The sequence below is a fragment of the Serratia aquatilis genome (assembly GCF_044865145.1).
GTDB classification, from domain to species: Bacteria; Pseudomonadota; Gammaproteobacteria; order Enterobacterales; family Enterobacteriaceae; genus Chania; species Chania aquatilis.
Genome location: NZ_CP173186.1, coordinates 3090847 through 3112269 on the forward strand (window position 1 = coordinate 3090847; position 21423 = coordinate 3112269).

Sequence of the window (21423 nt, forward strand, 5' to 3'; positions counted from 1 at the left end):
AAACCGCCGAAGCGGTTTAGTGTATTTTTACCATTTTCTTATTGACTCTGGAGTCACAATGAAATTAACAATTCTTTCATCATATGGAATAGGCTTTAATGAAAAGTCATACCTCCCAGGCGGAATGTTATTTATACTTGCTGGCCAATAATTTTCAACAGAGATTGGGTTTCCATTTTTATCAACAGCCACCTGCCTAATCTGTACACCAATAGAGTCTCTGCATTTGTTTTTTATAGATGCTGAACCACGCCACGACTTCGGTCCATTTTCATAAATTGAAAATCGTTTAAAATCAATATATGTCACTTCTATTTTATCCATGAGGCAGACGTCATTTTTCCCCGCAACCCCCAAGAGGATGTCATTATTATTTTTTGATTCAATTACTTTATACCCGCAATATAATACTGCTATAATAATCAATAAATTCACCACTCTATTCATCAATATAGCTCCCTTTATAAAAATGACAACATCTTACCACCCATTATCCATTGAGTCATTATTAACCAACTAATCACCACTACCTCGGAATATCAATAACAATCAGAAACCATTTATAAACTTATAGTTTCACACTTAAAAATCACAATATATAAATTAAAACGTATTGTTATTATTTATTGTTCCGGGCAATCTCAACAGCCTCGATCACTTCATCCATAACGTCGTGCATGGCCTGAACATCCTCAAGGCTATACGTGCCATCAAGCATGTCAGACCATGCAGCCAGCGGCGGGCATATTTGCCCGGCACCGGCACAAGGACGCCACAAAAACCAGTTTACTTTTGAGCCTGTACTGCTTCGCTGTTGGGACCTTCGTCTGCCCCTTCGCTGCTGCTGAGTTGCCAGAAAGGGCCGATATTCTCTTTCAATACCCTCCCTATCAGCATCAGAAAGTTATGTGCATCGTCCTGAAACAGGTTTTCTGCAACAGGCACATTATCACTCTGACGGACGATCTTGCCGTTCGTCAGGCACAACACCTTCAATCGGTTAAAGCTGGTGGCATCTACCGCCGCCAGACTAGCAACCAATCCCATCTTGGTCACCGTATCGGAAATTGCAGGTAGCAATCCGCTGCGTGAGGCGATTTGCAACATCTCCACCTGGTCTTTTGCCGGAGCGGTAACGCCGCAGTAGATAACGTGATTAATATCTATTTCAATATTACGGGCCATTGTCATTCCTTGTATTTACTGTGGTGATATTCCATTGTTTATGGGCCGGCAAGGCCATGCCGGATGCAATAAACAAGGAGCATTAAATGGATAACAGCAAAGAAATTTACGCGAAAATTCTACAATCTCTCTTTGAAACACATGGTATTAATCAGCATATGGAAAACCGCAAGAAAGGCATCGAAATTGCTGGGGATGAGCAGCAATATAATGATGCAGTTTCATATCTTGCCAGTCGTCGGCTTTTAATAACTGTCGAGACGTTCCCAATTGATGGTAGTCCTAAGCGGTTCTATCCTGTTTTGACAAAAGAAGGGTTTGAAGGAATCAAACGCTTCGGTGCTCAGGCAGTTCTTGACCAACTGACTCACCATAAGTGCTAGATTTGATTAACCTGATATTTATCAGCATAAATACCGGCGCGAGCCTCAAGAGCAAGCGCCGCTTCCAGATCCCAAAACTGGTCGACAATTTTTCTTGTCGAATCGGGTTCCCCCTCCGAGAAGGCGCGGATTTCAGTAAGGCACAATTCGCACCCCTCAGGCGATAACTCAGGGCTGTGATATTGCGGTGTGAAATACCCCCACCCAATCTTTTCACCAAGAAACATCCAGAAGCCATCCGTCTTTTCAGTGTGAATATAAATCCCGTCTTGAAATTTAACAGTGTGAATTTTCAGCTGTTTCATCAGGTTTCCTCACTATCGGCAAATTCAAAGATAAATTGCTCATCCGAGACGCTACTTTTCCCCGCACGCGTCGCAGGGCCACGGTTGACCATCACGCCATCGAACCCGGCGAAATACTCATCCGTACCGCTTTGATAAAACGTGAATGTGGCATCGATACCCGATTTTTCGGCAGCGATCAGTTGCCGCACCTGCACGGAGCCGGGAAGCAGATTCACGGTCAGGCGCTTGGCGCGGGTCTTGTTATCAAGACGAACGGATGTTGCCCCAATGCCACGTTTCAGCGCGGCGCGGGGTTCCAGATCTTCAATGGTGATCGGTGGGTCGGTATCACCAAACTCGTCCAGTGGAATACCAAAAACGGTTAAATTGGCACCATCGGCACCGTACCTGTGCATTGTCATTTAATCACTCCACGGTAACGTTAATTTCAGCGACATGTCCGGCTCGGGAAAGGATCACCAGAATGTCTGTAGGCGGGAATACCCGCTTTCTACGCTGGGCAGGGGAAAGTCGCAGGAGATCTTCTGGTTTGGAGCGAATGACAAAACCAAACCGAGCCAGCTTTTCTAACCCGTCTTTGCTGTCGGTATACGCCCCCATGCCGAGCACACCATTGTCGTAAAACCGCTTGCAGGTCTTACCTAATGTATCCAGCAGCCCACCGTACTCACGAGTTGTCAGACCGCGCTTGGTGCCGACATTCGCAATGTAGTTATAGCCATCGACCTGCAGGTGGTTTTTCAACACATCCAGATTCACCACGTCGTCGATAAACTCGTCGTAAGATGACATTGAACGGCTGTTAATCACGCGGCTGTTATCAAACTGACCCGCGAGTTCGATCTGGGTAAAGAAAACCGCTTTTTTGGCCTTGAGCGCGTTATAGCCAGCAGTTTTTAGATCATCACCCGTAATCCCCGGCAAAACCTGATATTCCCCGGTGATCGAGGTGTTGGTACCCACCGGCCGGAATTTGTGAAACGCCGCAGCCAACTGCACCATGGCATACGCCTGCGACGGATCGGTTTCGATGGATGATTTTGCTTTGTAACCGCCGAACATATGGCGATTCCCTTTTTTAGCCAGCATCGCCAAGGCATCAACAGCTTGAGGATCGAGGGCTTTGTCGTCGCTGGAGGTGAACCAGACAGGATGTTCTGTTGCATCGCACCAATCACTGAGCGCGGTTAATGCGGTACTGTCTTTCAAGTCGCTATTTTTGAAGAAATAGTGGTAACGCCAAACGGCCTCATTCGCCTTGCTGGCCGTCACCTCAATGGCCCCATCCTTGGGATTTTTCATCCACACGGAAATCTGCGGAGGACGTGGTATTTGCGCGAAGTACCGTTTTGCAATCAGGTAAACATCGCTGGCAACGTCAAAATCTTCGCGTAACTCGTCCAGATCGCCATAGTCACGATAGGTGTCAGGCAGAAACCCGTTTGCTGCTGTTCGAATCTTGCTTGCCCCCGCCTTAACAGGGGTCTTGCCCTTTTCGGTCTCGGGGCTTCCACTCGCCAGATCGCTGGCATCAGCGAATATGAAGGCGCTTGAGAAATTGGCATAGCCAAGACCTGCCGAAGTAAGGATCAAATTGATTGGGATAATGTCATCAACTGGATAGGCCATCGTGCGCTATCTCCTGTTATTCATGTGTGAGGATATCCACCCCAGCCGCACGCAGTACGTTGTATGGCACAGCGTGTTCGACGAAAAGTTGAATATCCGTTTGGTAGCGGGGTTGGATCCCTGCTTGCCATTGAGCGCTCAGATAGCGCGGTGCGCTGGCATACCGCCAGGCGATTTGGTTAAGGAAAAGGTATTCACTGATTGGCGCGCGAAAATTGGCGTTTTGTAGCTTCATGGCGGCGTTGCTGGCACCGGCATTGAAGAAATTCACCGACAGCATGAACTCCATCGCGGTACAGGCGCTTTCACTAAAATCGGTCCAATCATCGCCCAGGGTGGGTTCTGTCGGCTCAACCGCTGCGACAACTTCCCGAACGTGCCGGGTCTGCCCGTAGGCGCGTATCGGTATCGGGTTGTATGTCGCGTACAATTCAAGGCCAAACAACTCGGTAGAACGGCCCTGATCGGCCAAAATGACGTGCTCAGGCATCACCCCCGAGGCAAGCGAAACCAGTTGCCGAAAGAGGGGGTTAAGCTCGTCAATATTCTGCATTACCCCTCCCCGCGATAGCGCTCAACCAGCGCCCGGCAGAAGTTACGCCACGGGCGGTTATCACAACTGATCACCCGCCAGCGCCGCAGGGTCTGACCGTCTGAGAACTCCAGCATGTCGCTAAACTTCCCGGCATCGTCCGGGTACAGGTAATGGATCCCATCATTGATATGTACTGAACGCACATCCTGTGGGTTTGCCGTTCCTCCCTGGCCGATGAGAAATTGAAGGTCTTTCCATTTGGCCGGTTGAATATTGACGAGAGGCAGTTCGACGATTGACGGCTGACCTTCCTCCCAAACGCCCCCCTCCCCCGTAAAACCGCCTGCTGCCGGGCGGATTAACCGCACACCGCCCGGGATCGCGGAGTTGAATGTCGAATCAACGTGGCCGCGCATGTCTAAGGCATTACCAAACATCGCTAATCCTCCACGATATGCGTGATGGCTTCTTTTAAAATCCCCCGGTCAATCAGCGGGGTAGCCGAGCCTTTGCGTTTTATCGTCGAGGGGGCATTTGCCGGGGGAATACCGGTTTCGATAGCTTCTTTGCAGTACCCGGCAGCGCGGGCACCAATCTGATCGAGCATTTGAAACGCAGTGATTTCATCACGCACCACGCGAGCAGAAAGCACACGGAACGCTTTCTTGATGTTGTCTTGATTACGGCGCAGGGGAACGCGCAAAAACGAACGCTCGGGAATGCGGCCATCAGCAGAACCAAATTCCTGTACCGCGGCAATCACGGCAATCGGTACCCCATCCTCGTAAACACCGGCCCCAGACGGTATGCCAACCAGCACGCGCCGACGCGCCATCACACGTGATTGAATACGGCGTAGCGCCTGAGCGACTTTATTACCGCCTCTGACTTCCGTTCGGATTTTCATACCATCATCGCTCCTGTACCGGCACGGCGGCGCAACCGCAGAAATTCAACGCCGTATCGCGTTAACGGCAGATCGCCATTGATCGTCTGTTCCTCCATCGAGGTTGACGGTACCGCGTAGGACGTTGACTCATCCCCGACCGATTTGGCCGAAATCGCGTAGGCAGCTCCGGCATCGCCCCCCTCGCCATCTTCACCTTGCGCCCGACGGCGCATGACCAGGGTGTGAGCGGCAAAGGCAAACATGCCGCGCTTTTTTATCGACGCGGGGCGATCGTTGTATCCCTGCCAACGTTTGCCGGTTTCGGAATCGCCCTCTTCCAACGCTAACGTGACCTCGGGATCGGGCCACGTCGTGGTGTCCTTAAATTCGGGGTAATAGGCCCGAAAATCAGCCATGATCTGTGCATTGATTTCCATGCACCCTCCAAAGAAAAACCCGCCACGGTGGACGGGTTCGGTGTTGGTACAAAAGCGGGTTATTCCTCAGCATCATCCTGCGGGTTTTCATTTTGCTCTTGCCATTCTTCAATACGCTGGCGCAACGTCTCGGCTTTCGCTGCTGGTGGCGCATGTCTGCCGAAAATGGACTGAAAACGGGTGCGGAGCTGTTGCATCTCATCCTGTTGGGATGTGGCCGGTGTTACCGGGATCACCACTTGCCCGTCCAGCGACAAGTCCCCGGTTTTCACATACGGGTGATGCGTAAAATCTCCCTCGACCGTTGCGGTCGCCAGCGAGGGGATGGTGTGGCGCTCCCCGTGCTTATCGGTGACGACAATCGGCGCGTTGGTCCAGTTCATCAGTTCAGCCATTTATACGCCCTCCAGATAATGGGCCGCTTTCGGGATGCGCCATTCCGTGCCACCAGTACGGCAGATCGCAGGCACCTTGAAATTGACGTTATCAGCGGTGGCCGGGGCCAGGAACTGCAACGGCATAACATCGTGGCCTTTTACCACGCGAATATTTTTCTGATAAACCATCAGACGATCTTTCGCATGGCCGCCTTCCTTGCTGAGCAACAGATCATCGGTAAACGTCATGTCTTTGAAGTTCTCCTGCAGGAACATCAGCAGCGTGTAGTTGGAGGCGTTGGCCGAGTTCAGCATCGTGCGCATCAACAACTGCATTTGCTCTGGCGGCAGAACAAAGTCGGTAGGACGATGCACCGTTTTGGTATTGGTCAGGTAAACCTGATTGTAAGCCGCCCCGAACAGGTCGATGATCGGCTGCGTGCCTTTCGTTGGAATGTCTGCCACCAGCTGTTTCAGGGTGGCAGGTGCAGCCTCTTTCGATACTTGCTTACTGGTAAACAGGCCTTCCCCCACCTCATCATGGCCGAGCAGGTAGATTTTATTCAGCCCCTGCTCCACGATGTCGCGCACCGCCTGGCCCTTCTCCACGTCCAGATTGACGCCATTGAGTGCCGCAAAACCAATTTCCTCCAGCGAATAGGTGTAACCCAACGCAGCGGTTTTGATTTCGTGGAAGCCTTGGCTCATGGCGATATCCACGGTTGGCACATCGGTAGAGCTGGGGCCAAATAATTTCAGCTCACCACGGGCATCTACCGAGCGAAACACAACCTGTTTTGTCCAGTCAGGCGCACTGTCATCCAGCGGTACCAGACCGCTGTAATTGAATTGAGGATATTCGAGGCGGTAAACCTCGCTTTCGATGTAGGCGGCCTGCTGCACCAGAAACGAAAGCGCGGCGGTTGGCGACATATCAAACGTTGCTCTTGGCATGGTTCTTCCTTAGTTTGAAAAATATAAAACAGGTCGTTAGCTGGCGGCTAAAACGCCGTCGGTCTGGATTTCGCCAATTTCCCCGGCAATCACGTCATCCACCCATTTAACGAAATCGAGTTTTACCCCCTCCACCTTCGCCGTGAGCCGTCCGAGGTTTTCCCCCGCCTTGGTGATCACCACGACCGCTTCCCCGGCCTTGGCGCCATCAACACACAGGGCGTACATCGGGCCGCTGCGCAGGATCGACGCCACATGGTCAACTGGGTAGCCGGTGGCATATTCGCCATTCACATTCGGCGGTGTTGGGCTGGCCTCTGCCATAGAGCGCACGGTAAAGCCGATAATGTCGCCCGGCTTGCTGGTGGCAGATACGGGGGCACAAGAACGCTTTTCGGCACCACGGACCACCGCGCGCCCATACGGGATAAAATCGACCGTCACGATGCGGGACTTGACCTCGGCCAATTCGATGGTTGAAATCTGCCCCTCATAGCCACGGCCACGAAATAACGTGAAATCACTCTGCGCAATTGCCATTACTGGTTACCCTCTTTTGTCCTGCCATAACGTTTGTCCAGGAACGCTTGGCGTGAAGCAATACGCTGCGCCTCGGCATCCCCGACCTTCAATTTCTTGCCCAGTTCGCCACCCAGACGGCGCACGGAGTCTTGGGCCTCTTGGCGCTCTTCGTCCTCCTCTTCATCCTCGGTGTCTTTGCGCTCCTCTTCCGCGTCAAAATAGGCGCTGACATAGGCATCCGGCGCTTTATCCCATGAGGCGTATTTCTTGCACTTGATACCGGCCGCATCGAGGGCTTCCCGCTTGATGGTCATCGGCTCAACGGCGTCGCTGGTAAATTCCTTACCGGCAATTTTCACCGCTGAATCCATCGCTGAAATCACCTCGTTCAAACGGCGTGAAATCGCATCTTCAGAGGTTTTTTCTTTGAGTTCCTCGATCTCCTCATCTTTGGCGTCCGCCTTGGCTTCTGCCGCCTCTTTTTCTTCTTCCGCCTTTTTGGCTTCCTCTTCGGCATCCTTGACGCGCTTCCTCAGGCTGTCGATAGTGGTCTGGATCAGCGTTTGCGCCGCCTCATCGGCAACTTCAACTTTGACGCCACTGTCCAACGTTACTTTTGGCATGGGGGGGTTCTCCGTGGTTTTAGTGTCAAACAATCGTGCAAGGTGACCGGCGCGTGCCTGGTCACAAAGGGCGATGTGGTTGATGGTGATATTCGTTTGCACGAACTCGTAAGGGGTGCCGTCCGGGGCAATGCCGGGGCGATTGACGTATTCAGCCGTATAACCTGCAGAGAGTTCGGCCTTACCGCGATTAATGCTGTCGATGGCCTCCTGCGCTTTTATCAGCAGGTCAACGACAACAAAATTTTCATCCTCTTCGTCACGCTGTCCGGGCGATATCGCATGTCCCACTGACACCTGTTTAAAGGTGGTGGAATCCACGAGATCGTCAGGGTGTTCTTCGGTGACATCAGAATTGTCATAGCTCGCCAGACTGGCCGGGGAAAATACTTCTTCCGGGGGCCGATAGACGTTAACGATACTGTTTGGCGCCCTGTCCTTTAGCCCAAGCTCGGAGGCAAGGTATTGCTGGACACCGCAGCGAGCGACCCGCCCCGGTACCCGTAAATAACCGTTCTCAGTGATGATGCGTTGGGTGTTAATAGGAAAGGACTGCCGATCATGGAGAGTGATCCGCATTGAATGTCCTATTGGTAATCAAGCCCCTGGATTTGGGGAATTGCGCCGCAGCGGCATCGGATGTGCGCACGACCGGGATAAAGACCGGTTTCGCCGTTGAATTGCGCACCACGTGACCAGAGATAAACGCCGGGGCCATAGCCCACATCAGCACGCGCAATAACAAAGCACTTGATTTTGGCGCTGGGGTATTTGCCTACCGGGTTACCGCTCACGCGACTGTCTTGCGATGTTGACCAGCGAAACCGGGTGATACCTGCGGACTGCTGGCGACGACCGGTAATATCACTGCGGATCTTTACCGTTTGATCGACCGCAATCAGTTCGGCACGTCGGTAGGTGGCCCCTGTGACGTGTTGCAGGTTACGCGTCAGCGTTGTCACACTGTCGCCACGCAGAATGCTGTCCATCACCTCACGCTGAATATCATCGAAATAATCAGAGGTCAGCGATCGAATAAGGGCAACGTTGCTTTCTACCGAAGCGTCGAAGTAATCCCCCAGGCTTTCCCGCGTCATCAGTTGCGACATATCGATGCCAATCGCACGGTTAATCTGCTCAACAAAGGCTTCTGACGATTCAGAGTCCGCACGGCTGACCACCGTTTGTGCCAGGCGGCGGTACTGGTCCCCGAGGGTGGAGGAAAAAAACTGCTCGGCAGCCTGCTGAAGGGCAACTTTAATCAAATCGGTAAGAAAGCTGTCAGCGGTGTAGTGGCGTCGCAGAACCGGAATTAATGCCGACTCCACCGAGCTGGCCATCAAGCGAATTAAGCCGCGCAGCTGGCCGTTATAGAATTTTTCTAAATCCCTATTCTGTGCCACTGGCCGGATCGGTTGACGTCGGTGCTGCGGTATCGTCGCCATCCTTGCCTTCAGCTTGTCCCATCCGGAAACGATAGTCTCCTTCCTGTTCTGCCCGTTCATCATTTTCGATGCGGGTAATATCAGATTCGTTGATGCCATAGAGTCCTTGATCCATCAATTTTCGCGCAACCTGAGAAGGGAGAATGACGCGCTGCTGCAAACGCAGGTCATCAGCCTGAGCGTCTGCCAGACGTTGGTCGTGGAGTTCGCTGTCTGTGGGCTGCGCCAGCGGTGAAAACTCAAAATCGAAGCCCTCGGGCATCGCGCCCAGCGTTGAACGGATCCACACCGCATCCAGTTTGGTGAGGAAAGGCCGGAATTTTGTGTTTTGTTGCCCCCGAATACTGTTGTTGTAGTTGTTCATGTCCCCCTGACCTGAGTCACCCAAGCCTTTCGCCTGCACACCAAAAAGCCGCGTCATGGGGATCCCTGATGCGCCTGAGGTCCATTCCATCAGCACAGAGAGGATTTCCCCCAGGCCACCAAACGTGATGGGCTTGCGCTCGAATACCTCGTTAGAATCCAGCAGGGCCAGACGGAAAAGTGACTTCATCATGCCGAAAAGCCGGTAGCGCTTGGCAATGGCCTCATCCATGTCGCCAGATGAAAGGTCATTACTCAGGTTTTGGCGGCTGATGGTGTCTACGTTGGCTTCAAGAATTAACGAGGCAATTCCGCCCTTGGCAGAAACAGAGTCTTTGATGTCCTCCAGGCACCGACGCAATTGGCTATCATCCCAGCCGCCATTAATCAGGCGCAGGCGTAACGGAAGTGCGGCACCGGGGGCAATGACAAAATGGCTGTGGTGAATATCCTGTTGGCCACCATTGACGCGGAATATTTCAGGCCGCATGTAGTTATCAGCCATTATGTCCGTCACGTTGTAGTTCTGGCCGCTGATCAACATGCGATCCAGTACCTTGAGTTTTTTCAGTGAGCCCTTTTTTATTTTTTTGATGTTTAACGGTTTTGCCAAATCCTGGTCGGTGATCATCAAGACACCGGCACCGCCATAAACACCGGCCCATTTAAAGGCTTCTTGCGTAATGGCCTGAATGCAGAATCTTTTCTCCGCTTCCTGCAACCGCTTGGCGTCATCCGTTGAGAAATTTCGCCATTCCCGCGTTGCATCCTCAACGGGGAAATCCACAATCGCACGCGCTACCCAGTTTTCAATGTACGCGGATTCCATTTCCGCAAAGTCTTGCAGGGTGCCAATCATGAACCGGCCATATGTTCGACGGTCCCGTTCGGTTCCCATCCCGGTCATAACGTTTGCTAACCCATCAGCTGTGAGTCGAATGCGTGGCTTGCCGCCAACATCTGGTAGTGACCGTTTTGTCATTTTTTATATCCAGTCTTTTTCCGATATTGCCAAGGAAGAAATCAGTTCAATGTCTATCGCGTCCATGAAGGTATCCAACATGTCATCATGTGCGTGGCTGTCGTCCGCAGAGAAATCGGCACACTCAGCCAGTGCCGGCAGTACCCAATCCGTGGGCGCAGCTATCCGACCATCGTGATACTTCACATGTGTGATTTTTCTGCCGTCATCAGCCAGGATGGCCGGAACGTAAACCGTGCCGGTCTTGATTTGTGGGATAACGTTCAGGCAGCGGATCAGCTTGTTCTGCCCAGCGCCGCGAGGGATCTCCAAAATTGGGATGCTTTTGCGTTTTTTCAGTGTGGTGATCAGGCCTTGCCCTGCCTGCTTGTCTTCGATAGCCATATGGCGCAATGGGGCGGGCTGTCGTGGGTTGTACGGTTTCCATTTCTCCCACAGCGTACAGGCTTGCTGCAGTAAATCTTCCGGGTCCCAGCGCCCACGTACGCTATCGATGATGAACAGGTTTTTGGCTCGATCAACGCCCACCAGCGAGAAAACCGTATAGTCGTTATAGTCCTCCACTTTCCCTGAGTTGGTATCCACATAGATGGCCCGGTGCGTCAGGATGGGCAGGGTTTCATAACGCTTGAACCAGCCGGTATCAATCAGCCCACCCGTCAAAGCGCGGGGCCGTTGCATGTACTGGCTCCAGAACGTGTACTCGTCGCTTTCCCACAGCTTCAGCAGGTCACCGATGTACTCGTTCTCGGGCCAATACGACCAATAGCGGACACCATTCACCAGCACGTTTTCGGTGTCTTTGACCTGCGCCCAGCACATTGAACGCCAAGGCTCTGCCAACGCCTCAATAAATTCTTCGCTGACCAGCGCGGGGATTTCAACGTGATGGAAATCTACCCCCATCCCCCCGGCCAGCATAAAGCCGGTGGCATCCTTGAGGTGCAAACGCTGTTGAATACTGACGAACGGCGTTGGGTGGTCTTTAGACTTATCACCACGACGTGAGCGTATGGTATTGACCAGCAGCCGATTTGCCGCCTCCCGACGCGATGCCGAAAACATGTCATCGGGTTTATTGTAATCATCCAGACAGACGAAGCCGGAAAAATCAGAGCCTGGGTAACCGCCACGCCCCCCGGTAATTTGCCCACCGCTCGACCGGGAAACGGTTTGGCCAATCGAGCGTCCACGGTGATCAACAATCTCCCATTCTTCCGCCTGGTTGACACCAAAGCTGCACGGCCAGAACTCCTGATATTCCCGGCTCGAGATCAGATCGCGAGTGCGCCGGGAATTGCGTTTAACTAGCGTATCCGCGAAGGAAATATTCAGGTTGCGGAAGCGGCGCAGTCGCCCCGTCTGTACCAGCATATTGACGTAGGCTGGCAGATGGATAGAGAAGAACTCCGTCTTCGTACCACCTGGAGGGATGTTGACTATCAGATTACGTGGCCGCAACTCCCCATTAATTAAATCATCGATTTTCGAGGCCATCAGGCGATGATGCCAGTTGATCATCATGCGCTGCGCGGTCTGGAGTTCGAACTGCAACCGGGTAAAATTCAGGAAGCTTTTTTCAGATTTTGCTTTCAATGCTACCCGCGCAGGAAAATCGAGATCCTCCCATTCGAGTATTCTCATTAATCAAGATCCTTGAATTCGTCATCCAATGATTTGGCCGCGCTGCGATAATCTTCCGGGGTGTAGTTTTTGGCAGGAGGACGGTCACTTTTAGCCCCCCCTGAATGCGGTGGGGCTAACAAGTGGATCAGCATTTGCCGGGCGGCTTTTTTATCTTCGGTCAGGATTTCAATGCCGAACTTGTTCTCTTTCACCCCCAGGAAATAGTGGGATTCAGGACCATGCAGATCACGCGTATCGGCGAAGAATGCTTCCCCTACCCCTTCACCATGGCAGCGGGGGCAATCCGGGTTAGGATCCGCATTATCAACAAATCCCAAACCTCCATATTCAGGTTCCGCTTTCCCGTCCTTCATGTTTTTTTCTGCAGCGATGTCGAATTCCCGAATATCTCGCCACTGATAAAGATGGTTCTCACCCCAGCAATGACGGCAATTAAGCCGACGATATTGAGAAAGCACATTTGGATCTGCGCGGGTTATTGCCACCAGTTGATCGACAATCTCATCCATGTCGGCGGTGTAACGCTGTCGAAGACGTTTTTGCATTTCCCGGATAGCTTTTGAAACCTGTATATTTCTGTATATCTGCGATGCACCAAAATAAGCGTTTTTACCCTCACACTGGTATCCGGCGCGGCGATAGGCTTCTACCCTGCTATTCGTTCTTATATACCAGTAAACAAAAAGCGCCTGCTGGTCAGAAAGCCCGAACTGAGCGGGTTCGAAGCCTAAACCTGTCTCCACCAGTGTCAGTTTTTCCGCCTCGCCGACTGATTTGCGCGCTTGGCTAACCGGTCTGGTTTCCACCTTCCGGGTTTCCACTTTTTTGTTTCCACCTTTCGCAGATTTGGAAACTTTTTCGGTGGCAACTTTTGCCGGCTTTTTCCAACCTTCGGCCTTTGCCTTCTGATTGATGGCGGTATGACTGATGCCGTACTTTTCCGCTAACTTCCGGGCTGACAGTCCATCAGTTTCATACTCACGCCTGATAGCCTCCCAGTCCGGTTTTTTCATCAGTCGTTACCCTGTTGTTTCTCCCGCCTCAGCAATTCGCTGTAAGCCTGTATGTCCCCGGTTCTGGCACGCTTGTATAGCGCACCTCTTAATTCAGCTTCACCTTTTGCCCGTCCCTTTCTGATCGCCTCTCTGAATCGGGAGATTTGGTTTCGGTCCTTTTTCAGTTGGTCTAACGAGATATTCATCACATCGGCAATTTGCTGCTCGGTTAAGCGGCGTGCGGCAAGCGCTTCGATTTTCGAGTAATCAAGCTTTTCCATATTCACCCCGCGACCAGAAAGCCTCTATCACATCAGGAGATCTGCCCAGTGGCTCCCCATCTGGCAGTATCAACTCGAATTCGTACCGTATTGCTTGAGATAGACTTTCTCGGGATGGTACTTGCTCTGAGGTTGCTTGCACCTGGAATGATGACCCGGTGTTTGCGTGGTGAACGATTTTCAGCGCATGGTTCTTTGCCAACAGCTTTACGTCTGCTGCGCTGTGGAAATGCTGATAGAACCAATTTCCCTTTCGGTACTTCGCGGTGAAGTTATCTTGGTCGAGAAAATAAACTTTGGATTTTTTTGAACCCGCTTTCATCAACCGCAATGAGGCTTGCTCAAACTCTAATCTTCGACCGGAAAAAAACACCTGGCCGCCAGGTTTACATAGTCCCTTGATAAAAGTCATAACCGAGCGTTCGGCCTCTAAGCTATCAACGCTGTTTAGTACGCTGTCACAGACTACGTAATCAAACAGACCATGATTTCTGAGTGACAGGCACATTGCGTCAATCATTCGGTGAACGCTCCGCCGATCTATGACGTTCCCAGCACCACGACGTCGAAACAATTCGAGATCGAGGATGTTGAAACCCTTACCGCGTAAAAAATTGGCGTAATCGCCCTGGCCGGAGCCGAAATCGATACCCCGTAATTTTTTGCCGTTTGCGTGATTCGAAAGGTATGGCATGACAAGCGTTTCATAGAGTTTTGAACGATTGTCTTTCCTGCTCCCTTCCCTCAATCGCATCATTTGTGCGTACGTTTGAACGTAGGTTTTTTTCTCAAGGTGGCCGTAGCTGAATACCCCATACTGCCGATCAAGGTATTTTTTATAACGAGCCTTTTCGCTGTTAGGGATGACAAAAACCGTCAGGGGTGATTTTGTCCCTTTAGAGGCAAGGGCATATTGCGCACAGTGGATCACTTCTCCGGATTCAGTTGCAACGCAGCCACCCCACGGCCCGTATTTCATGATCATCTCGCTGATTTCTCGGCGGATATAAGCCATACGTGCACGCATATTTCCGGTAATCTGGCACGCATCAACTATCACGAAACCGGATTTTCCAGACAGACCGTCGATCCAGCAATCCTCATCCCCTGAATCCATATCCGTACCGTTATGTAACTGGTTAAAACGGATCTCATCGTAAATATTGGTCTCTCTGGGTAGCTGGTACACAGCAGCTGTGGTTACACCATTGACTCTCAGTGCCTTTGTCCGTTGGTGACCGGCCACCAGCAAATTCCCGCGAGCAATAAGCGGCTTTACGAGCCCAAGGGTGCGAATGCTCTCAGCAAGTAACTGCAGGTCAGTATCATCGATGTGGCGAGGGTTATATTTGGCGCCATGAAGATTTGTGATGTCATAATTTAGTTCAAGCATCGTCGTCGCCTCCGATTAGGGAAGACACGAAGCCGAAGTATGAGCCGTTTTCATCAACATAATCATTCAGGGCATTCAACAAGCCTGCTTCTTCAATTTCCGTCAGCGGGATGCGCTTTCTACTAAAAGACAAATAGCTGATATTAACCCCGGCAGCGTCCTCTTCACGCTCAAAGTTGATTTCTGAAACATCATCAAGCAGTGCATCAATCTCAGTTTCAGTAAATCCAGTCAGGTCAATGTCAAAACCGTTGTCCAGCAAATCGCTTAACTCCAGCTTTAATAATTCCTCATCCCATCCAGCATGGAGCGGCAATTTGTTGTCTGCCAACCGGTAGGCTTTTTTCTCTGCATCTGTCAGACCGGATAAGGTGATGGTGGGGACCGGGTCAAAGCCGATTTTTTCCGCCGCCAGAATGCGGCCATGCCCGGCGATCACCTCTCCGGCTTCATCGAGCAAGATCGGGTTAGTCCACCCGAACTCTTTTATGCTCGCGACGATTTTTTCTATCTGCTCCTCTGAGTGTGTCCTAGCATTTTTCGCGTAAACCACCAACGATTTGAGTGATTTATAAACGATTGAAAGGTTTTTTTGATATTTTCCTGTGGTCATTTCTGAGGATCCAATAATATGGCACTGCTCTCGAGAGCAAGTGGGCCTTGGTTCGTACTCATCATGACGATCTGTGGGTATGAATGGCTGTCAGTAGTTCGCAGCTACTGACGGTCGCCCACCTTCCTAATAGAATTTTCTGCTAGCCTCTTCGATACTGACCCCGAGAAATTTTTAACCGCCACATTCAAAAACAGATCGTTTGTGCTGAATTCCTGCATGGCCAACTCGAAAAGGCAGAAGAAAATAAAAAAAGCCACTGACAACCAGTGCCCTAGGTGGACGATGGGAGTTGCCGGCGGCTTTACATGCGCATTACGCAGCAGCCTCGCTCGGGAAGCTGCTCTGTGATTGGCAAAAACTAAAGTCGAAGTTTTTAAGGAAAAATCTCAATAACTACTTAGAGTTAGATTAAAGATCGTATCTTTTATTGGTACACAAGTTATATTTTTCAAATACATTTAAATTACATTTTTTGGTTAAAAATATCTAATTTTTTACTTATTTTTAACAAGTGAAAATGCAGCACCTAATTAATGTACTTTCATTATTATTTCATTCATTTTTGTGATCTACCAAACGCATGACAAATGGCGCTGCATTGACTTTCTGCCATACTAATTACTCATATTAAAAGGAGGTTTTATGGGTGATGAAGAAAAACTGCTAGCCACTCTTATTGGAAATGATACTTTCCATAATGAAGAAGCAAAGGTTTCTGGAATTGCGCAACGAGCTATTGATAAAGGATTTTCCTCACTTTCAGCTGCTCAAAAAAAAGTTCTTGAACCATTTATGTCTCACGAATGTGACGGTTATACTGACCCGGGTGGATTTCACCATGACTGCCCAAACACACTAGAGGGGAGCGAGCTTTCGGAAGCCTATGAAGAATTTAGCGAACATGAGGCAATCTTGTGCGAATCTTGTAGGGAAGAAGTAAACTTTCAAGATTACCAACGAGAAAAATTCATGCGTGATTAGCTGTAAAAAACAGCCCATCTATTGATGGGCTATACAGCCATATATATTGAATTTATTTATATGGTAATTTATTAAGTCAATCAGATCTCATATTTTCATTTCAGCACATTGCTACCACACGAACATAAAAAAAGAAGTAATCAGTTCGGTATACACTTTGTCTATTTGTTCTGCAGTAGAATAGCCCGAATTATTCGCTCGAATCATTTATCCAAAACTCTGATGAGTATAACACATTGTCAAAGCAACTCTGTTAATGGCTTTGACAATGCAGGTTTAAGTTATCGATTGCTTTACCTTTGGTGTAATACATTACATTTAATTACTCTCTCTTTCTTTGATACATCTCTTGGGTAAATTTTTTCAGTAACTCTTTTTCACACTCGCCATATATGTATTTATTATGCACATCAATAAAATCGTGCAATTCACCACGCCACTTTGAAATATACTCACTATATTTTTTACTTTTACTCATAGTTCTTTCTAAAAGGGTCCATTCTTTTTGGCATATATGAAAGCGTTCTGAAATGTATGCACAACTTGCAATAGCAGCGCTGCTTGTTTGGTCTATCTTTTTCGGCAAATAAGTTAGGCTTGTGGAGTAGTTAACCAATGAGGAAATGAAATTATCTTTCAAGGTTTCAATATATTGTTTGCGCCATGAGAATAATGTGCATATCGCTACTATTACCCCTACTGCAGTTGCCACTGCTGAAATGCCTGTTCCTACCATAGACCAAAATGCAACATCGGTACTTTCCATAATCATTATCTCAATTTGTGTATGTGGCAATAGTTTATCACAATTACAGAAGTACAATTATTGCAACCCAGCCTATTTTTTGCACTATTTATGGAGCCATCTGTAATGCTCACCTAGCCAAACAGACATCACGAATATAATCTTGCAGTCCAGCTATCTGGCTGTGTGCAGTTTCTATTCTGTGTCGGAGGGTAAAATAATACCGTTGAGCGGCGTCAGTAAGTCGGGCGCGGGTTCCATCAGCCACGCTGCCGGTGGTGGTAGCTGTTGGGGCTTTACAGGTGGCGTTGATGTGCAACCGCTTAACACCATCAGCGACAGCACGCTGCAAATCATCAATTTTACTCTTAGCATCTCTTAGTTCTCGCGTTCGCGACATGTCAATTGCGTTAGCACGGATTTGTAGGTCGGACTGAATACGCAGTGATTGGGTCAACGTTTTGTTTTCCTGTTGGACTTTATCCAAATCATCTAACAGCGAAGACACATACCAGCCGAGGCAGATAGCCACAAGCAACGCAACAATTAATCCATATTTGCTCATGAGAGGAATAACTCCCGTTCGGCAGCTCGTCGCTTGATCAATCCGTTCTTCACTTTGCAATTTGCAAACTTCCACCGAGGAAACTCATCAGCAGCACCGCGAACATCGCCAGCATTAAACTTTTTCACCAGCGTGGATGTTGCGAAACTGGGGCCACCAATGTTGAAAGCCAATGCGACCATCGCGTCGAATTGGTTTTGTGTCATGGGGACCTTAATCGCAGAGTTAACGGTCAACTCAAATACAGCCAAATCTTCGTGAAAAAATTGTTCGGCCTGCTGTTCTGTGATCCGGTCACCGGGCTTAACCCCTTTCGTGTGGCCCCAGCCGATAGTCCAAGGCTTGCCGCCAGTTGCAGGATCGGGATAGGCTTTCAGTTCCAGTTTTTCAAAGCCTTTTATCAGTGAAATTCCTTTGTTACTAATGTTCATTTTATCGCCCCTGTTTTCTTGTCAGCGATGTATCTAAGGCGCTTGCCAAAATACTTGGTTCCAAGGAACCCAATAACGACGCTGGAGAGATAGGCCCAATCGGCATTCAGTCCTATCAGCGTCAATCCATCCTTAACGAACCATCCAAAAATTGAGCACATAAGGGAATCGAGCAGGGACTTTAACTTACCCTCGCCTTCATACCTGCCGCGCAACCACGCCATTACACCGGCCAACGTTGCGGCGATGCCCTGTTCTTTTACAGATAGCAGCCACGCGAAAATGATTGCCCAGACGTCTGGGTTCTTTGCAGGCATTTGCATATATCCTTAACCCGTTGGGCGCTAGAAATGAAAAAGCCCGGCATCTGCCAGGCTAAGTTGTGTTTGTATGTCGTTCAAAAAACCGAGACAATGCCAAAAATCAATGCTGTTTACAGGTGATATATGGATTTTTCATTTAACCCATACGACATTGGATCTTGGATGATTTATTCGATGATACTTTGGCCGTTCATTGCAGGTCCCGGAGCATTGGCACTTTTATATGGTGCAATAAAGCAAAACAAAAGAGTGATTTTTTGGTCAAGTATTTACTTGTTTTTATTCGTGGTTTGCATGTTCTATCTATGGTTCATACCACATTAGCAGTCTTGGTCCATGCCAAGCTGCTAATGCTCATTTGATTCTGCTTAGTGGGTCTTACTTCTCTCGTTTTCTGCAAACTCTATTAAGAGCTGCTTAACCTCTTCCTTAGCTGCCATGCCATCCATCACGTAGCGCATCAGGATTTCTTCAGCTAGGGCATCAACGCGTTCTTCAAAGTTTTGTACTGTGTCTTCGTTACTCATATTTACGTCCTTGTTGTTGATGTTACACAACAGTAACAAGCCGCTCGGCCCCAGAAAAAACAAAACCCAATCGAAACGAGGCTTTTTAAGTGGATAAGCTACCGACTGCGTAACTACACTTATCACAATACAACAATATTTGCGTACGCATTAATGAAATTTAATTGTTTTTTTTGTACTCTCATGGATACACAGCATACAAAGGAATAAATATGTCTATCTCTGCTTTCTCTTTTGAAGGTCTAATGATCGAACGTGTTATTGCTCACAAGATCTTACCTAAAACTGCCGACAAACAGATGACACCAGCTAAGCTTAGCAATAAGGTTATTCACTTTAAGCAAGATGCAATGGATACGCTGCAGCTTCGCATTACTGAAGCATTGGCCAACAAGTCACATGGTTTAGAAATGTCCATTCGTGACAGTGATGCTGATAGCTTCTTTTCATTAGCTTCATCAATACTTCATTCGGATGAGCAAACATTCATTGCAGTTACGCAGCGCTTGGCTAATAAACTAACCCTTAGTCAGTTTAGCTCAAATGCTCCAGGTGGTTTGCTGGCGGTTATCAGTGGTAGAGTTGGAGATGATGCATTACCCTTCATCGCCGCAATTAAAGCAGAGACGCAGAATGGATTCCGAACTAATGAAACCAGTGAACAAATAACAATAGAATATATTGCAGAGCTTTTACTTACACCTTCACAACGATTTTATAAAATTGGCTTTCTCGCTCAAGTAGTATCAAGCAGTACAGGACAATTAGTAGAAAATCATCGAGCCTTCTTATTTGATCATTTAATGTCATCAACTGAAAGCAGTAAAGCAGCAGGGTATTTTTACTCTACTTTTCTTGGCATGAGCATTGAGAAATCATCAAAAAAATTAACACAGGATTTTTTTGAAAACACTAAAAAATTCATCAATACTGCCTTATTAGATGATGATTCAAAATTAGAATTACACGAAGCATTAAGGAGTGAACTACGCTCCAAGAAAGCAATAATAAGCACATCCGATTTTTCAAAAGAACATTTACCAGAAGACCTAAAAGATAAGTACTTAGATTTCATGAGGTTGACAAAGTTCCCTCAGCATGCAGTTTCAAAAGACATTGAGTATATCCAAGCAAAGTTAAAAAGAAGAAATAAATTAGTATTCAGCAGTGACGTATGGGTCTCTGTTCCACCGGATAAAATGAAAGACCTTGTCCAATTTGAAGAATCAGACGATAATAATTTCACTATTTTGAAAATTAAAGGCAAATTGAAGAGCCAAGAATGATGGAACAAGATGAGTTTGAAAGGTATTTAATTGAAAACCAAGCAGCTTTTGCTGCTTGGGGTACCTTTGTTAGCTCAAAAATCAATGAAAAAATCACTCAAAAACTAGGCAAAGATGAAGCTTGTATGTTTTTGAAGATTCCTGCAATTCATAGAGTCAAAACAGTTTCCTCAGCGCTTGGGAAAGTAAGCCGGAAGGGTTATGAAGACCCAGTTAGCCAAATGACTGATCTTGTTGGGGTTAGATTTGTCGTATTGCTTTCTAGCCATATTGAAGTTATCAGCTCGATGGTGGAATCATCTGTAGAGTGGAAAGCATCATTGTCAAAAGATTATCTTTCTGAAATAGATAAAAACCCTAAACTCTTTGATTATCAATCAAAACATTATGAAATTCGGCCTATTAAAGATTTTATTTACAATGATGTTAATATAAACAAAAATATTTGCTGCGAAGTTCAAATAAGAACTTTACTGCAGCATGCTTATGCTGAATTAGTCCACGATAGTGTTTACAAGCCAGTAGGAGAAGTCCCAAAAGCGGCTGAAAGACAAATAGCAAGAAGCATGGCGCTTATGGAAACCACTGATGAGTTATTTTGTAACACGATGGTAATGTTAACCAATGTAAATAAATTTAGAAATGACTTCCTTTCTGATCTTGCAGTCTTATTTAAAGAAAAAATCGGAAGCCACTATTTGAATTGCGATTTAAAAATAAACTATCTCTTATTAGATGAATTCAGAGACTGTTATGACGGAGAGTCTATAAATAAAATATCAATTTTAGTTAACAACAAGAAATATATAATAATAAAAATAAAGCAAAGATCTGAAGCAAGGCACATATTTTCTCAACCATGTATACTTTTTCTGTATTGGTTATCTATGACGATAAGCACTGATGCAATAAAATCACGCTGGCCTTTGCCTGGAAGTTTTGACGATCTTGATATTATATTGAGCGATACAGGGAACAGTACCGCCCATTAGTCTCTGATC

General features: G+C 48.2%; 29 protein-coding genes. 4 read left to right on the forward strand and 25 right to left on the reverse strand.

Annotated features, from left to right (window positions below):
* Nucleotides 1–27: 27 nt before the first annotated feature.
* On the reverse strand, nt 28–447 hold the full coding sequence (locus SAQUA_RS13990; protein WP_380675914.1) for a hypothetical protein: 420 nt from the start codon (nt 445–447) through the stop codon (nt 28–30).
* 339 nt (nt 448–786) lie between these two features.
* On the reverse strand, nt 787–1185 hold the full coding sequence (locus SAQUA_RS13995; protein WP_380675916.1) for a phage tail assembly chaperone: 399 nt from the start codon (nt 1183–1185) through the stop codon (nt 787–789).
* Between the two features lie 86 nt (nt 1186–1271).
* On the opposite strand from SAQUA_RS13995, the gene SAQUA_RS14000 reads away from it, so the two are divergent.
* On the forward strand, nt 1272–1568 hold the full coding sequence (locus SAQUA_RS14000; protein ID WP_380675918.1) for a hypothetical protein: 297 nt from the start codon (nt 1272–1274) through the stop codon (nt 1566–1568).
* Here SAQUA_RS14000 and SAQUA_RS14005 read toward each other — a convergent pair.
* The 18 genes from SAQUA_RS14005 to SAQUA_RS14090 all read right to left on the reverse strand — a co-directional run bounded on the left by SAQUA_RS14005 (nt 1565) and on the right by SAQUA_RS14090 (nt 15561).
* Nucleotides 1565–1873, reverse strand: a complete 309-nt coding sequence (locus tag SAQUA_RS14005) for a hypothetical protein (protein WP_380675920.1) — start codon at nt 1871–1873, stop codon at nt 1565–1567. The two genes, SAQUA_RS14000 and SAQUA_RS14005, sit on opposite strands and share 4 nt — an antisense overlap.
* Nucleotides 1873–2277 carry a hypothetical protein gene (locus SAQUA_RS14010; RefSeq protein ID WP_380675922.1) on the reverse strand — a complete coding sequence of 135 codons (405 nt, stop codon included), beginning with the start codon at nt 2275–2277 and terminating at the stop codon, nt 1873–1875. The genes SAQUA_RS14005 and SAQUA_RS14010 overlap by 1 nt, the downstream gene beginning before the upstream one ends.
* 4 nt (nt 2278–2281) lie before the next feature.
* Nucleotides 2282–3505, reverse strand: a complete 1224-nt coding sequence (locus SAQUA_RS14015) for a DUF3383 family protein (RefSeq protein ID WP_380675924.1) — start codon at nt 3503–3505, stop codon at nt 2282–2284.
* Nucleotides 3506–3521: 16 nt separating this feature from the next.
* Nucleotides 3522–4058, reverse strand: coding sequence for an LIC_12616 family protein (locus SAQUA_RS14020; RefSeq protein WP_380675926.1), 537 nt, complete (start codon nt 4056–4058; stop codon nt 3522–3524).
* Nucleotides 4058–4477: a hypothetical protein gene (locus SAQUA_RS14025; RefSeq protein ID WP_380675928.1), complete on the reverse strand. Its 420-nt coding sequence runs from the start codon at nt 4475–4477 to the stop codon at nt 4058–4060. Before SAQUA_RS14025 ends, SAQUA_RS14020 begins: the two co-directional genes overlap by 1 nt.
* 2 nt (nt 4478–4479) lie before the next feature.
* Complete coding sequence (locus tag SAQUA_RS14030) at nt 4480–4947, reverse strand: hypothetical protein (protein ID WP_380675930.1); 468 nt, start codon at nt 4945–4947, stop codon at nt 4480–4482.
* Nucleotides 4944–5345, reverse strand: coding sequence for a DUF4054 domain-containing protein (locus SAQUA_RS14035; RefSeq protein ID WP_380675932.1), 402 nt, complete (start codon nt 5343–5345; stop codon nt 4944–4946). Before SAQUA_RS14035 ends, SAQUA_RS14030 begins: the two co-directional genes overlap by 4 nt.
* 80 nt (nt 5346–5425) lie before the next feature.
* Nucleotides 5426–5749 carry a hypothetical protein gene (locus SAQUA_RS14040; protein ID WP_404413003.1) on the reverse strand — a complete coding sequence of 108 codons (324 nt, stop codon included), beginning with the start codon at nt 5747–5749 and terminating at the stop codon, nt 5426–5428.
* Between the two features lie 12 nt (nt 5750–5761).
* The gene (locus tag SAQUA_RS14045; protein ID WP_380675936.1) at nt 5762–6697 is read right to left on the reverse strand and encodes a DUF2184 domain-containing protein; all 936 of its coding nucleotides are present in this window, start codon (nt 6695–6697) and stop codon (nt 5762–5764) included.
* A 36-nt stretch (nt 6698–6733) separates the two neighbouring features.
* Nucleotides 6734–7237: a hypothetical protein gene (locus tag SAQUA_RS14050; protein ID WP_380675938.1), complete on the reverse strand. Its 504-nt coding sequence runs from the start codon at nt 7235–7237 to the stop codon at nt 6734–6736.
* A complete protein-coding gene (locus SAQUA_RS14055; protein WP_380675940.1) occupies nt 7237–8421 on the reverse strand; it encodes a DUF2213 domain-containing protein in 1185 nt (394 codons plus the stop codon). Before SAQUA_RS14055 ends, SAQUA_RS14050 begins: the two co-directional genes overlap by 1 nt.
* A gap of 8 nt (nt 8422–8429) precedes the next feature.
* Nucleotides 8430–9287: a phage head morphogenesis protein gene (locus SAQUA_RS14060; RefSeq protein ID WP_380675942.1), complete on the reverse strand. Its 858-nt coding sequence runs from the start codon at nt 9285–9287 to the stop codon at nt 8430–8432.
* A complete protein-coding gene (locus SAQUA_RS14065) occupies nt 9232–10632 on the reverse strand; it encodes a DUF1073 domain-containing protein (protein WP_380675944.1) in 1401 nt (466 codons plus the stop codon). Before SAQUA_RS14065 ends, SAQUA_RS14060 begins: the two co-directional genes overlap by 56 nt.
* 3 nt (nt 10633–10635) lie before the next feature.
* Nucleotides 10636–12276, reverse strand: coding sequence for a phage terminase large subunit (gene terL, locus SAQUA_RS14070; protein ID WP_380675946.1), 1641 nt, complete (start codon nt 12274–12276; stop codon nt 10636–10638).
* Nucleotides 12276–13292: a terminase small subunit gene (locus SAQUA_RS14075; RefSeq protein WP_380675948.1), complete on the reverse strand. Its 1017-nt coding sequence runs from the start codon at nt 13290–13292 to the stop codon at nt 12276–12278. The genes terL and SAQUA_RS14075 overlap by 1 nt, the downstream gene beginning before the upstream one ends.
* Nucleotides 13292–13555: a hypothetical protein gene (locus SAQUA_RS14080; protein ID WP_380675950.1), complete on the reverse strand. Its 264-nt coding sequence runs from the start codon at nt 13553–13555 to the stop codon at nt 13292–13294. The genes SAQUA_RS14075 and SAQUA_RS14080 overlap by 1 nt, the downstream gene beginning before the upstream one ends.
* Nucleotides 13542–14948, reverse strand: a complete 1407-nt coding sequence (locus SAQUA_RS14085; protein WP_380675952.1) for a ParB N-terminal domain-containing protein — start codon at nt 14946–14948, stop codon at nt 13542–13544. The genes SAQUA_RS14080 and SAQUA_RS14085 overlap by 14 nt, the downstream gene beginning before the upstream one ends.
* Nucleotides 14941–15561 carry a ParB/Srx family N-terminal domain-containing protein gene (locus SAQUA_RS14090; protein ID WP_380675954.1) on the reverse strand — a complete coding sequence of 207 codons (621 nt, stop codon included), beginning with the start codon at nt 15559–15561 and terminating at the stop codon, nt 14941–14943. The genes SAQUA_RS14085 and SAQUA_RS14090 overlap by 8 nt, the downstream gene beginning before the upstream one ends.
* 645 nt (nt 15562–16206) lie before the next feature.
* Between SAQUA_RS14090 and SAQUA_RS14095 the strand changes: the two genes are divergently transcribed.
* Complete coding sequence (locus SAQUA_RS14095; RefSeq protein ID WP_380675956.1) at nt 16207–16545, forward strand: hypothetical protein; 339 nt, start codon at nt 16207–16209, stop codon at nt 16543–16545.
* Between the two features lie 322 nt (nt 16546–16867).
* Here SAQUA_RS14095 and SAQUA_RS14100 read toward each other — a convergent pair whose 3' ends face one another.
* The 5 genes from SAQUA_RS14100 to SAQUA_RS14120 form a co-directional block, all read right to left on the reverse strand.
* Nucleotides 16868–17311: a hypothetical protein gene (locus SAQUA_RS14100; RefSeq protein ID WP_380675958.1), complete on the reverse strand. Its 444-nt coding sequence runs from the start codon at nt 17309–17311 to the stop codon at nt 16868–16870.
* 109 nt (nt 17312–17420) lie between these two features.
* On the reverse strand, nt 17421–17855 hold the full coding sequence (locus tag SAQUA_RS14105) for a lysis protein (protein WP_380675960.1): 435 nt from the start codon (nt 17853–17855) through the stop codon (nt 17421–17423).
* Nucleotides 17852–18286: a lysozyme gene (locus tag SAQUA_RS14110; RefSeq protein ID WP_380675962.1), complete on the reverse strand. Its 435-nt coding sequence runs from the start codon at nt 18284–18286 to the stop codon at nt 17852–17854. The genes SAQUA_RS14105 and SAQUA_RS14110 overlap by 4 nt, the downstream gene beginning before the upstream one ends.
* The gene (locus SAQUA_RS14115) at nt 18283–18603 is read right to left on the reverse strand and encodes a phage holin, lambda family (protein WP_380675964.1); all 321 of its coding nucleotides are present in this window, start codon (nt 18601–18603) and stop codon (nt 18283–18285) included. The genes SAQUA_RS14110 and SAQUA_RS14115 overlap by 4 nt, the downstream gene beginning before the upstream one ends.
* A 374-nt stretch (nt 18604–18977) precedes the next feature.
* Nucleotides 18978–19136 carry a hypothetical protein gene (locus SAQUA_RS14120; RefSeq protein WP_380675966.1) on the reverse strand — a complete coding sequence of 53 codons (159 nt, stop codon included), beginning with the start codon at nt 19134–19136 and terminating at the stop codon, nt 18978–18980.
* Nucleotides 19137–19348: 212 nt separating this feature from the next.
* On the opposite strand from SAQUA_RS14120, the gene SAQUA_RS14125 reads away from it, so the two are divergent.
* Both SAQUA_RS14125 and SAQUA_RS14130 read left to right on the forward strand, forming a co-directional pair.
* Nucleotides 19349–20422 (forward strand): nucleoid-associated protein, encoded by a 1074-nt coding sequence (locus SAQUA_RS14125; protein ID WP_380675968.1) that lies wholly within the window; start codon nt 19349–19351, stop codon nt 20420–20422.
* Nucleotides 20419–21414 (forward strand): GTP pyrophosphokinase family protein, encoded by a 996-nt coding sequence (locus SAQUA_RS14130; protein ID WP_380675970.1) that lies wholly within the window; start codon nt 20419–20421, stop codon nt 21412–21414. Before SAQUA_RS14125 ends, SAQUA_RS14130 begins: the two co-directional genes overlap by 4 nt.
* The last annotated feature ends 9 nt before the right edge of the window (nt 21415–21423 follow it).